This is a genomic window from Neosynechococcus sphagnicola sy1, from assembly GCF_000775285.1.
GTDB lineage: Bacteria > Cyanobacteriota > Cyanobacteriia > Neosynechococcales > Neosynechococcaceae > Neosynechococcus > Neosynechococcus sphagnicola.
On record NZ_JJML01000035.1, the window covers coordinates 1 to 12,701 of the forward strand.

Here is a 12,701-nt window from a genome sequence, read left to right on the forward strand (position 1 = left end):
TGGCGGGTTGTGCCATTTTTAACAATGTAGGCAGGTTCACAGTAGGAACATTTTAGTTCCATTGGTATTTGGACTGATTGCTAAAATATCTTTAATTTATCATGGCCTCTAGATCGCTACCCATAAATTTTGTTATGAATTTACCTACATGTGCTACATCCATTGGCTCGGCAAAGTGGTAACCCTGTGCAAAATCGCAGCCAATTCCTTTTAAGAAGGTAACCTGAGCGTTAGTTTCACAACCTTCGGCAATAATATCCTTTCCTAAAGCTTTTCCTAATTGAATCACCGCTTGCACAATTTCGGCATTCTCTCCATTAGCTTGGATATCTTTGACAAATACGCGATCGATTTTCAAAGTGTCTACAGGGAGCTTTTGCAGATAAGCAAGTGATGAATAACCCGTACCAAAATCGTCAATACTGATACGAATGCCGCGATCTCGAAGTGCCTGCAAAAGATCTATTGTTTGCTGTCCTACTTCCAGTAGTCCACTTTCCGTAACTTCCAATTTTAGGCGCTCGGGGTTACAGTTTGTTTCTTTGAGAATGAAGTCAATATCGGCCAATAATTTGGGATAGACCATCTGGCGTGCTGCAAGATTAACGCTTATTGACAGTTCGGAATTAAAAGTTTTTTGCCATTCTTGCAGTTGAGCACAAGCCTGATGCAGAACAAACATACCTACGGGGACAATCGAACCAGTTTCTTCTAGACAAGGAATAAACTCTATTGGTGATACCAAACCTCTTTGAGGATGCTGCCAACGTATTAGAGCTTCAAAGGAATCTATTTTTCGATTACTAAGGTTGATAATGGGTTGATAAAAGACAACGAACTCTCCACGTACTAAGGCAAGACGCAGATCATTCTCTAACCGCAAGCGTTTGAATGCGAAATCATGCAGCGATCGCTGAAAAATATAATAACCTGCGATGCCATTCGATCTAGCTTTTTGTAGAGCAGTGTCAACATCACGAATTAACTCAACAGCTTGATGATAGTGGTTTCCCGCGATTGTAATACCTAATCTCGCGTTGGCAAAAATCTCATATTCTTCCACAACAAAAGGCTCAGAAAATGTTTGAATAATTTGCTCTGCAAAGCTAACAACTTGAGCTTCAATAATATTCCTATGTAATAGAAAGCAAAATTTATCGCCACCAATGCGATAAAGGGAATCTCCTGTTGGCATATGAGTTGTAAATCTTTCGCCGATTGCAATCAGAATTTGATCGCCAATGGCATGTCCAAACGAGTTGTTGATCAGGCTAAATTGCATGCAGTCAAGCACTAAAAGAGCAAACCCTTGAGTAGAAGACTGATGAATTAATTCTAGAGCACTATCGAGATCGCGCAGTAAAGAAGCGCGGCTGAGTAAACCCGTCAAACTATCGAAATAGGTAGCCTGATATAGTTCTGCCGTTCGCTCTTGTACCAGTCTTTCTAAGCTAAGGTTAAAATCTGCCAGATCGCGATTAACCTTTTGGAGGGAGCGAGTAAGTCCTAAAATCTTCAAGTGATTTTGGACGCGAGCTTTAACAATAGCAGGGTTAATTGGTTTTGAAATATAGTCCACAGCACCGAGTTCAAAGCCTTGGGCTACATCAATAGCTTCGTTAAGGGCTGTGACAAAGACAATCGGAATCTCTCTTGTCTTTATGTTGGTTTTCATACAACTACAGACTTCATAGCCGCTCATACCAGACATGATCACGTCCAGTAAAATCAAGTCTGGCTGAGGTTCTTTCGCTGCTAACTGTAAAGCTTTTTCTCCATTGGTAGCCACGATAACGGTATAGGTATCCTTTAATACTTCTAATAGTAACTGGATATTTTCTGGACTGTCATCCACGACTAGAATTTTCTTTATAGAGTTAGGCACAAGAATTTCCAAACTAGGTTTTTTATATTTTTTAGACTGTTTTCGAGTTGCTGCAAGATATTTTGAGCGTCATCAGTATTAAAGGTCTCCATAGCCTTATCTAGACTCTGCATATAATCAGAATATTTGCCATTGAGATGGGTTTTTAGAGTTGCCAAACAGTCGATCGCGGCAATCATATCTACCTCTAAAAAATCAACCATACGAGTGATGAGTGAATTGACTATTTCTGAATCAATGGTTGTTTGATCAGTGGGAGTTGGGGGTATGTCTAGTGGCTTTTCTAAACAAGCGATCGCATTTATGACTTCATTAAGACAATTAGTAAAGCGCTCTAATTCTATCGCAAATGTATTATCTGCTCTGATTACTACCTCTAAACAGGCAGTTGCCTGTTGCAGAGAGATCGCCCCAATGCTCCCAGCCACACCTTTAATTGTATGCACCAGTCGTAAGGCTGTTTCTTTTTCTCCATGCGTCAATGCCGAACAGATAGATTCGCCAACATTTAAGTTATTGTGCCGAAACATTAGTAAGAGTTTGCGATAGCTGTTATGTTTACCCCCGATATAATGTAACCCGGCCTTAATATCAATACTGGGCATTGCAGGAAAATCTTGTTTTGTATTCTCTGTAGCAACTATCAATCTGTCATTAGCGAGAGCATTTTCTTTGATGATTGTGGGAGGAATCCAGTGTAGGAGAGTCCTAAACATTATATCTGGATCGATTGGCTTGGTAATATAGTCGTTCATTCCTGCTTCTAGGCTAATTTTGCGATCGCCATCCAGCACATTAGCAGTCATAGCAATAATCGGCAGATTTAGTAGATATTCATTGCATTCTTTCATAGCAGTGAGACGAATCTGGCGAGTTGCCTCCAGCCCATTCATCTCCGGCATCTGTACATCCATGAGGATGCAATCGAAAACATGTTTGTGAATCCAGGCAATCGCTTCAATTCCATTATTGGCAATTTCAACAACAAGGCCATTTGCAGTCAGTAATTCAAACGCAATTTGCTGGTTAATCTCATTATCTTCTACTAGCAGAATTTTCTTTCCTTTTAACCATTCCAGTCTTACTGGAGCAATCTTCGATGCTGAGATGTAAAGCGTTTTATCGATAATATGTCCGCAAACTCTGACAATGGCATCAAAAAGAGTTGATCGATTTAACGGCTTCTCAAGTACTACCGCAAATCCCGATCCAATTCTATCCTTTTGCATATAGGCTTGAGAATATGCCGTTAGCATAATCATTTTGGGTTTTTCGACAATGCGAACATCATTCTGAATAAACTTGGCTGTCTCAATTCCATCCATTCCGTCTTGGAGTATCCAGTCAAGGATCGCGAGATTGTATGCTGTACCAACGTAAGAGGCTCTTACAAGTTCCGCGATCGCCAATTCACCTGATGCCACCGTTGTTGAATCAAAGCCCAGAGAAAACAGCATATCCTTTACTCCAAGTCGTGTTTCTTGATTGTCATCCACAACTAAAACCCGTAAAGCGGCTAACCCCATCAGAGAAAGCACTTCTTTCCCACCTGCAATCTGGGCGCGATCGCAAATAACAGTGAACTTAAAACAGCTACCATTGCCAACTTCACTTTCAACCCAAATCTCTCCACCCATCATTTTGACTAAGTGTTTGCAGATTGCTAACCCTAATCCTGAGCCGCCATATTTGCGTTCGATGGATTGCTCACCTTGCTTAAAGGCTTTAAACAACTGATCGATTTGTGACTCTGCTAATCCAATCCCTGTATCTTGAACAGAAATCAGTAAGGTAACTTGATTTTGTGTACCCGACTCACACTTTATCGAAACATTTACTTCGCCCGCTTCCGTGAATTTGATCGCATTACCAATCAAATTCATTAAAATTTGCTCTAGTCGTTTCGGAGAGCCGATCAGACCATGAGGAACATCTGGAGCGATATGCACTCCTAACTTCAGCCCTTTCTCCTGAGCCAGAAATTCAGATACAGAGGCAATACTTGACAGGGATTCATCAAGCTGAAAATAAATTTTTTCAATCTCGAGCATTCCTGCTTCGAGCTTCGAGAAATCAAGGATGTCATTGATTAATTGTAAGAGATACTTTCCTGATTTTTGAATTTTTTGGAGATAGTCTCGCTGTTGATTATTTAATTTGGTTTGTAACGCCAAATAGTTTAGTCCGATAATTGCAGATAGTGGTGTGCGAATATCGTGGCTCATCCTGGCCAAAAAGTCATCTTTGGTAATGACAGCATCAGTTGCTATTGCTAGAAGTTCTACTGTATGTTGATTTAATGCCTTTTCATTATGGTAATACCTAGACATCTCATTCCTGATCGTAAAGTAAACTATAGCAAGGACAAAGAGATCTATAAGTACTCCTAGGCATGACATTAATATCAGCGTTTGACTAGCTCTATTTGTGTATACGATACTCTGTTGGAATAATACTTGTTCGCGTTTAATTATCTGGGTAATAATCAAGCGAATTTCATCCATAATCAGCTTGCTTTTATTAAGATCTTTTTGCAATATAGCTAATGTGTTGGGACTGGATTGACCAGATTTAATTAATTCAGCTATCAGAACTAGCTTTTTTTCAATCAAGGGCTGAAGTATATTAAGGGATGCTATTTGAACGGGATTATCAGATGTTAGTTTTTTAATTTCTTCCAGTCGCGGTATAATTTCAGGAAGTGCAGAATTGTAAAGTTCTAAGTATCTTGCTTCGTTAGTTAATAGGTATCCACGCTCTGCCGTTTCCAAATCTTTAAGTGAAGAAATAAGCAAATTTAGTTTTTCTTTTACTTCACTAATGTGTGAAACCAAAACATAGGTATTGCTAGATCTAGCAATACCTAGCATGAATATGCTTTGTAAGCCAACTAAAATTATTGCCGTAACTCCTATTCCTGTATTAAATGTCTCTATGATACGCCACTTCATTTATCTGCATTAACCACAAGATCAACTTTAGTGGTTAATATGACATTTAGTTGTTTGATTTGCTGAATGAATTGATTGAAAACGAAATTAATCGCAACTGCGTTGCACCGCTCGTGGTAGAGATTTTTAGGCACTAATATCAATTTAATGTGAGGCTGCATAGAACAGTGCCTCTAAAATAAAGTTGTAGGAAGAAACTGACATGACTTGTTCCAACGGCAGTTGCTCAAACAGTTTTTGAACTCGTTCCCGCAACGCTTGCAAGGAAGGAAAAATCTGATTTTTCAGCGGTTGTTTGAGCAATTTCCAGAACCGTTCAATTGGGTTAAGTTCAGGACTGTGGGCAGGTTGCACCAAAGGAATAATGTTCTCCAGCCAACAAATTGCATTCGTCATGTGAGCTGGGGCTTGATCGACTTGTAAAATAGCCCAATCCTCGCCCAACTGTTGGGAAAGCCAATCCAAAAACTCCTGAAAGCACTCGCCATTGAGTTAGGGATACTCATGCAAGAAATGATCACCGCTCAAGGGGCAATGGCTCCATAAATCCAGAAATTCTCTCGTCCCCATTGCACCGCAACCTTAGGCTTCACCCCTTTAGCCGTAATCACTTTGCCAGTCTGGGTCTTTAATCCTACTCGGGTTTCATCCTGACACAGATAGTGAATCACTTTCCCCTGGGCTAACAGGCTCTCTAGAACAATCAGCGCCGCACCAAGGTTTTTCTAAAAGTCTCAACGGCCTGCTGATTCTGCCGATAGCGCTGGGGGCGAGGCTCCTTGAGTTTCGCCCCCAGCAGATACCGGACTGTGGTTTAGACCGTGCCATACTCAACCTTTAGACCATGTTTTTGCTTCAGCCATTCTACAAGCGCACCATAGCTGGAGAAGCCCTCTGGATTTTGCAATTTCTGTTGCAGATCTGCGAGTACCTCACCCTTGATTTTGCGCTCGTTCCCCGGTGCCTTGTTGATTTGCAACAGTTCTACCAGTCCGCCCTGGCGGTACTTTTGCAACCAGCGGGTCACCGTGGACGTGTCGCGTCCCAGTCGCTGACCGATTTCTTGTTGCTGGCTCACTTGCCCACTTTGAGCCACCAGAGCATTTGGAGCTTTTCCTTGTGAATTGCTTCCCGTGCATGTTGGAGTCGTTTCTTCAAGTCTGTTTCACTTTCCGTAATTTCGATGGTGAACGGGCGACTCATGCCTGACTTGACCTCTAGACTTTACGGCTCATATGGTATGAGACTTCACATTAAATATGAGACTTCACATTAAATTGGTATTACGTTGTGAAATTCCACCTGCCTCATACGTCTCGACAACTTTCTGACGCATTTCTGACGCAAGTCTAGGGAGTAGGGTTTCATATGGGTGATCAACGGAATGCACCAGTTTATCTAAAACGTACTGCATTAGGCTGATAAGCCCTGTGATGCGCCCACAGACAGTCAATGACACGTCAATAACGGCCCTTAAAACAGTGGGAAAATACTCGTCCCCTTACCTATAAAGACCGATTTTCTGTTGGAAAAATACCTGTACCCTATCCCATATTTTTGTCTGGAATGATTGAAATAAGTTAATTTGAGCGCCTGAGTACATTGCTAATGGGATTGAGTCGAGACATGGGGCGATCGCTGCAATTTAGCTTGAAGGCATCTGATATAAAAAGAGTACCCCCATGATTGTTTTCATCGCCATTATGCCGCGCCTCTAAGCCTATGCAAATTTGTTTTAAGCCTCAGTCCAGCCCTGAACCGACGCTATCCTGGTATGACTTGCCTGGTGAAGTCAAACGTTTGCTGATTGCGGCAGCGAATACCTGGGCAGATACGGTACAGTCCCAGGGCTATATCCAGCAATCACTGACGATCTCTGGTGCCTCTCTGGATGTGTTAGTCGCTGCCTACCGCTATTTCTTCTATAAGCACAATGATGCCGCCGCTCTCCAAATTGCAACCCAGGTGATTAAGCAAATCAGACAGTTAGAGGCGCTGCCTGAGTCGTGGGAGTTGCTGGCACCGATCCTCAGCAGTCGGAAGGAAGAACCCAGCATCCGATTATATCTCAATACTTATGCGGCTTCTGGATTGGTTCTGGCACGGACGGGTGCGATCGAGGAGGCAACCGTGATCACCGCTCGTGTCAGCGAAATCGATGATAAACGAGAATTTGGGGCAGCCACAGTGTTACACATTCTGACTCACCCTGACGATGAGGAGGACGAGTGACCATGGTTGAGACAGCGATGAAACATCGAGATTTGCTGGTCACAGAAGACGGGCAGTGGCAGACTTGTAAGCCTGCGAGAGAATGGGACTTGCTCCGCACGCCTTATCGGTTTCATCGCTTTTTGACGGAAGTAGAAGATGTGCTGGAAGCAGCGATCGATGAAACCGATTGTTTGCCGCAACTCTGGCTACTCGTGCGCCGATTCATCACAAATTCCTACTGGCTACAGACGCAGTTTATTGAACCCAGCCCTGACACAGGCACTGGAGTCATCGTGCTGTATGACGAAATTGGTTATCCACTGACCGTGCAGATTGCCACTTACTTACCCGGTACACGATCGTCCATTCACAATCACGGAACTTGGGGCGTTGTTGCAGTGTTCAGGGGAGAAGAAAAAAATACCTTTTGGCAACGGAATCCTAAGCCACAGTTCCCAGATTGGATAGAGCCAACGGCTGAAGTCACTTTATTGCCAGGAGACATCATCAGCTTTACTCCCGATGCAATTCATGGTGTTGAAGCCGCTGGTGATGAAACGACCGTTACCTTCAGTCTCTACGGCGAAACCCACCATTCCAAACGCTTTGAGTTTGATCCCGTGACTCACACCGCCAAAAATTTCTAACCTCCACATCCCTTTATTCAAAAATCATGATGTCAGACCATCGCCAAGACCAATACTTTAACCTGATCGATCAATTGCTCAAATGTCCCAATGGGCAGGAGCCAGAGGTTTTAGAGGATGTTTTAAAAGGGTCGTCTTGAGCCTCAAATACGACTCAGTGGTGCAATCTAAAATCCATAAACCCTGATTCTGTCGTAGCGGTCTCTAGGTGGTCTGAGTGGTTGGATACACCCAGGAAGACTTTTAAAACATCCTCTTAGATAGTCAACCAGAGTTGCTCGATGCAGGATTAGTGAAATCATTGATGCAAGTGGCAACCATGATGGCCCATCAAGATCATCAAGATGCCGCTAAGTTTCTAATTTTCATAGCGCGACAACTTAGTAAAGAACTGGGTTTGTATCCTCAAGTTTCACCAGAGTCGTAGATAGCTAGATAGAGGGGCTGATGCTTTTAGAGTTGACCATCACAGAAATAGGACAAAGGGCGATCGCCGGTGCGGAATTACCATTGCCTTTATAGGCTCTCACCAACCACATTTGAGCCTGGGTATAGCCTGGGGTGTCAGGGGATGCCCTCTGACAGAACGCTTCTAGAGCCTGGATTGCCTGATGATAATTGCACTGCTTGAGTGCTGTACTTCCAATTTTGAGCAGCTCCTCAGGGGGCGGTGACATAGAGAGGGGAAGACAAATGCAAAAACGACTGCGGTAGAAGCCATAGCAGGGCTTTGAAGATTGAGCAGCGCTGCTCTCTGACTGCAAACACTACTGCAAGTATCGCTGAAACTTGTGCCGATGCGGTCAATCCTGGGTTCCCCTCTGCCAGCATCAGATCCAACCCATACAGATCCGACGTGCCGCGAAGGTTGTCCCCATCTCCCAATGACCTCACCATCTCCATGGGCCATCCCTCACCTCGGATTACTGGAATATCGAGTGCCCATCCTGTCAGCCCACTCCACCCTGAAGCCTAGGATTGGGGGATCTGCAAGCCGGGTGAGCAACCGCGCGATCGGGGAGTGCCAATGGATGTTAATATTTCTTTACAAAATCAGAGCCGCCTCGAAAATCTGATACCTCATGCCAGCAGAGACTGGAGTCGCTTCCAAGGTCAACAAAGCCTTCGTGCTTCAAAAAACTTCATAAAGTTTGCGCAATAAAAGTCGGTTTTAGTTCATCTAAGTTAATAAAACTGGGCTAATATTCTTCATAGGTAATTATTCTCATCTGCTTTAACAAACCTTCGTTTTCCTCTGCGTAGCGCTGACCGCGATCGATACATCCTCTACAAGTCCTGACTGGAGTTAGGAATTCATGACGACTCAATTCCCCTGGCTGACTGCCATCATTCTCCTCCCCCTGATTGCTGCCTTGCCGATCCCCCTGATGCCGGACAAGCAAGGTAAGACAATACGTTGGTATGCCTTAGGGGTTGCCCTCACTGACTTTGCTCTGATTGTTTATACCTTCTGGTACCACTACAACCTCCAAGACCCCAGCTTGCAACTGGTTGAAACCTACGCTTGGGTTCCCCAACTGGGTCTGAATTGGTCCTTAGCCATAGATGGTTTGTCCATGCCCCTGATTGTGCTGACGGGACTGGTAACCACCTTGGCAATGATGGCGGCTTGGCCCGTCACCCACAAGCCTCGGCTGTTCTACTTCTTAATGCTGGCAATGTACAGCGCCCAGATCGGCGTTTTTGCCGCCCAGGATATCCTCCTCTTCTTTCTGATGTGGGAACTGGAATTGGTGCCTGTGTACCTCCTAATTTCTATCTGGGGAGGTCAGCGTCGCTTCTATGCCGCTACTAAATTTATTCTCTACACGGCAGCGGCTTCGGTGTTCATCTTGATTGGGGGGCTGGCGATGGCCTTTTACGGAGACACCGTTACCTTTGATATGCATCAGTTGGCGCTCAAAGATTACTCCCTGACCTTTGAAGTCCTGATCTATGCAGCGTTCCTAATCGCATTTGGGGTCAAGTTACCCATCTTCCCGCTCCACACTTGGCTACCCGATGCCCACAGTGAAGCGTCTGCGCCAGTTTCGATGATTTTAGCTGGGGTGCTGTTAAAGATGGGGGGCTATGCCCTGATCCGGATGAATATTGAAATGCTGCCCGATGCCCACGTTTACTTTGCACCTGTCTTGGTGGTCTTGGGCGTAGTCAATATTATCTATGGTGCCTTAGCCTCCTTTGCCCAGAAAAATTTAAAGCGGCGGATGGCCTATTCTTCCATTTCCCATATGGGATTTGTCCTCATTGGCATTGCTGCTTACACTGAACTGGGGATGAACGGGGCTGTCTTACAAATGATGTCCCATGGCTTGATTGCGGCTGCACTGTTCTTCCTCTGTGGCATCACCTACGAGCGCACCCACACCCTGGTGATGGATGACATGGGTGGTTTGGCCCAACGGATGCCGATTGTTTTTGCCTTGTTTACGGCGGGATCACTGGCCTCCCTTGCTTTACCAGGAATGAGTGGATTTATCAGTGAATTGTCCATTTTCTTGGGCATTGCGACCAGCGAGGTTTATAGCTCGGCCTTTAAGGCAGGGGTAATTTTTCTGGCAGCAGTGGGGGTGATTCTTACTCCCGTCTATCTCCTTTCGATGCTGCGCCAAATCTTTTACGGCTCTGAGAATCCTCGGTTGACCCTTCCCCTGGGACGCTTTGATGCCAAGCCCCGAGAACTATTTATTACGGCCTGCCTGTTGCTTCCGATCATTGGAATTGGACTCTATCCGAAACTGGTCACCAATGTCTACGATGTCACAACTGTTGCCGTTGCAGCCCATGCCCGGAATGTATTGCCCCTGATTGCTCAGCAACAGCCCTTCCAGCGTTACGCTGATGCCTTCAGTGCTCCCCAGATGCCCTTGGCGGATGTTCAGGACATTGTAGGGGTAATTGATTAGCCCCATGCCTCTGTTCAACTAGCCGTGAGCCTCTGGGGATTATCCCCAGAGGCTCACGGCTGTTCTCTCGGGTTTCCAGTCGCGTGAGCTGTGGAAACTGGGATTGCTATCTTCCATTGGACGTTCCCAGGGGTCGAGTCGCTATGATAAGATCGCAGACTGCTACATTTATTTCAGATGTAAGGAAGGATAGTTAGAGTCATGACTCTGCTGCAACAGCGCAAACAAGAAATTATTGATGCCTATCAGGTTCATGAGACCGACACTGGTTCGGCGGATGTCCAAGTTGCCATGCTCACTGAGCGCATCAATAAGCTGAGTGAACATTTGAAGACGAACAAGAAAGATCACGCTTCACGCCGGGGACTGTTGAGAATGATTGGTCTTCGCAAACGTCTCTTGGCCTACATCCAAAAGCAGGATCAAGACCGCTATCGGACGTTGATCGGTCGCCTGGGAATTCGCGGTTAGATCTCGCTTATGTCTGTTGAACCCCAACCCGAGCGGTTACCGTTTGAACCCACCCGTAACCGTCAAAAAAGCTCAAAGTCCGTTTCCCCAGCAGTCCAGCAGAAGCACCAACAGGAAGCTGCCACAACCGCATTGATCAGTGGAATTCCCCCCATTGTCAGTCAACGTATGGCAAGACGTATGGTTGTCTTTTGCGGGGTTCCCACCACCCTAGGGATGCTGACGTTTATTGGCAGCTATGTGGTCGTCAGCCAGGGCTGGTTTAAGTTGCCTCCCATTGCAGTGTTGCTGGTAAGCCTCGGGTTCTTTGGTCTGGGAGTCGTGGGTTTAACCTATGGGGTGCTCTCAGCTTCCTGGGATGAAGTGCAATCGGGGACTTATCTAGGTTGGGAAGACTTTAAGACCAATTGGGGGCGAACAGTGGCCTCTTGGCGCAGCAACAACCCCTCCGATCCGGGATAGCCAATGTTTGGAAATCATGTGGCTGACCCTTGGCGGTAATTTTTGTCAGTCGGCAGTTTATTGGATGTTCTAAGCATGATTGTGGTATTCAAAGGTGGGGCTCCTGAAGCCGAAATTTCACGAATCAATCGCGAACTCCGGGATGATTGGGGGTTGGTACCCGAAAAAATTGTTGGCAAGCACAAAGTTGTGATTGGCTTGGTCGGGGATACGGCGGACTTAGACCCCTTACAAATTCAGGAAATTAGCCCCTGGATTGAGCAGGTGTTACGAGTGGAACAGCCTTTCAAGCGCACCAGTCGGGAATATCGCCACGGTGAAGCCAGCGAAGTGGTGGTGCCAACCCTGGCTGGGGCGATTCACTTCGGTGAGCATCATCCCCTGGTGGTGGTTGCAGGTCCCTGCTCCGTTGAAAATGAAGTCATGATTGTGGAAACTGCCCGTCGGGTCAAGGCAGCGGGGGCTCAGTTTCTGCGTGGTGGCGCCTATAAACCCAGAACTTCACCCTACGCCTTCCAGGGACATGGGGAAAGTGCCCTGGGGTTACTAGCAGCCGCCCGCGAGGCGACGGGGCTGGGAATTATTACTGAAGTGATGGATACGGCGGATCTGGAAAAGGTGGCCGAGGTTGCGGATGTGGTGCAGGTGGGTGCCCGTAATATGCAAAATTTTTCCCTGCTCAAGAAGGTGGGGGCTCAGGATAAGCCAGTGCTGCTGAAACGGGGCATGGCGGCCACCATTGAGGAGTGGTTGATGGCAGCTGAGTACATTCTGGCGGCGGGCAATCCCAATGTGATTCTTTGTGAGCGGGGTATTCGCACCTTTGATCGTCAGTATGCCCGAAATACCTTGGATCTGTCTGCAATTCCAGTCCTGCGATCGCTCACCCATTTGCCAATTATGATTGATCCCAGCCATGGCACCGGACGGGCAGAGTATGTCCCGGCAATGGCCATGGCGGCGATCGCAGCGGGAGCCGATTCTTTGATGATTGAGGTTCACCCCAATCCTGCTAAAGCCCTGTCAGATGGCCCCCAATCCTTAACTCCCGAGCGGTTTGATACCTTAATGCAGGAGCTGGCTGTGATTGGAAAGGCTGTGCATCGCTGGCCCCAGACAGCAGTGGCTCTCACCTAACGGCGAG

General features: G+C 46.0%; 13 protein-coding genes and 1 pseudogene. 6 read left to right on the plus strand and 8 right to left on the minus strand.

The features are described from left to right. Positions 1 to 91: 91 nt before the first annotated feature. The 6 genes and pseudogenes from DO97_RS14250 to DO97_RS27775 form a co-directional block, all read right to left on the minus strand. Positions 92 to 1,897, minus strand: coding sequence for a two-component system response regulator (locus DO97_RS14250; RefSeq protein WP_036534631.1), 1,806 nt, complete (start codon positions 1,895 to 1,897; stop codon positions 92 to 94). After that, the gene (locus tag DO97_RS21220; RefSeq protein ID WP_052128757.1) at positions 1,870 to 4,836 is read right to left on the minus strand and encodes a response regulator; all 2,967 of its coding nucleotides are present in this window, start codon (positions 4,834 to 4,836) and stop codon (positions 1,870 to 1,872) included. The genes DO97_RS14250 and DO97_RS21220 overlap by 28 nt, the downstream gene beginning before the upstream one ends. A 144-nt stretch (positions 4,837 to 4,980) precedes the next feature. Next, a pseudogene (locus DO97_RS23995) lies at positions 4,981 to 5,313 on the minus strand (transposase); the annotation flags it as partial. 47 nt (positions 5,314 to 5,360) lie between these two features. Beyond that, positions 5,361 to 5,507, minus strand: coding sequence for a hypothetical protein (locus DO97_RS24000; protein ID WP_156120586.1), 147 nt, complete (start codon positions 5,505 to 5,507; stop codon positions 5,361 to 5,363). A gap of 143 nt (positions 5,508 to 5,650) precedes the next feature. Continuing rightward, entirely contained in the window at positions 5,651 to 5,932 is a 282-nt protein-coding gene (locus DO97_RS24005; RefSeq protein ID WP_162183004.1) for a helix-turn-helix domain-containing protein, read from the minus strand. After that, the gene (locus tag DO97_RS27775) at positions 5,911 to 6,039 is read right to left on the minus strand and encodes a hypothetical protein (protein ID WP_275575036.1); all 129 of its coding nucleotides are present in this window, start codon (positions 6,037 to 6,039) and stop codon (positions 5,911 to 5,913) included. The genes DO97_RS24005 and DO97_RS27775 overlap by 22 nt, the downstream gene beginning before the upstream one ends. Positions 6,040 to 6,558: 519 nt before the next feature. Between DO97_RS27775 and DO97_RS14270 the strand changes: the two genes are divergently transcribed. Next, the gene (locus DO97_RS14270) at positions 6,559 to 7,068 is read left to right on the plus strand and encodes a hypothetical protein (protein ID WP_036534633.1); all 510 of its coding nucleotides are present in this window, start codon (positions 6,559 to 6,561) and stop codon (positions 7,066 to 7,068) included. A 17-nt stretch (positions 7,069 to 7,085) separates the two neighbouring features. Then, positions 7,086 to 7,697 carry a cysteine dioxygenase family protein gene (locus DO97_RS14275; protein ID WP_036534682.1) on the plus strand — a complete coding sequence of 204 codons (612 nt, stop codon included), beginning with the start codon at positions 7,086 to 7,088 and terminating at the stop codon, positions 7,695 to 7,697. Positions 7,698 to 8,128: 431 nt separating this feature from the next. On the opposite strand, the gene DO97_RS14280 is transcribed toward DO97_RS14275, so the two are convergent. Further along, positions 8,129 to 8,374: a tetratricopeptide repeat protein gene (locus tag DO97_RS14280; protein ID WP_036534635.1), complete on the minus strand. Its 246-nt coding sequence runs from the start codon at positions 8,372 to 8,374 to the stop codon at positions 8,129 to 8,131. After that, positions 8,358 to 8,594: a hypothetical protein gene (locus DO97_RS24450; RefSeq protein WP_162183005.1), complete on the minus strand. Its 237-nt coding sequence runs from the start codon at positions 8,592 to 8,594 to the stop codon at positions 8,358 to 8,360. The genes DO97_RS14280 and DO97_RS24450 overlap by 17 nt, the downstream gene beginning before the upstream one ends. Before the next feature lie 419 nt (positions 8,595 to 9,013). Between DO97_RS24450 and DO97_RS14290 the strand changes: the two genes are divergently transcribed. From DO97_RS14290 to aroF, 4 genes are all read left to right on the plus strand, one after another. Next, positions 9,014 to 10,624 (plus strand): NAD(P)H-quinone oxidoreductase subunit 4, encoded by a 1,611-nt coding sequence (locus DO97_RS14290; protein ID WP_036534640.1) that lies wholly within the window; start codon positions 9,014 to 9,016, stop codon positions 10,622 to 10,624. 201 nt (positions 10,625 to 10,825) lie between these two features. Then, complete coding sequence (gene rpsO / locus DO97_RS14295) at positions 10,826 to 11,095, plus strand: 30S ribosomal protein S15 (RefSeq protein WP_036534643.1); 270 nt, start codon at positions 10,826 to 10,828, stop codon at positions 11,093 to 11,095. Positions 11,096 to 11,104: 9 nt separating this feature from the next. Further along, the gene (locus DO97_RS14300; RefSeq protein WP_036534646.1) at positions 11,105 to 11,557 is read left to right on the plus strand and encodes a PAM68 family protein; all 453 of its coding nucleotides are present in this window, start codon (positions 11,105 to 11,107) and stop codon (positions 11,555 to 11,557) included. Between the two features lie 75 nt (positions 11,558 to 11,632). Then, positions 11,633 to 12,694 (plus strand): 3-deoxy-7-phosphoheptulonate synthase, encoded by a 1,062-nt coding sequence (gene aroF / locus DO97_RS14305; protein ID WP_036534649.1) that lies wholly within the window; start codon positions 11,633 to 11,635, stop codon positions 12,692 to 12,694. Positions 12,695 to 12,701: the final 7 nt, after the last annotated feature.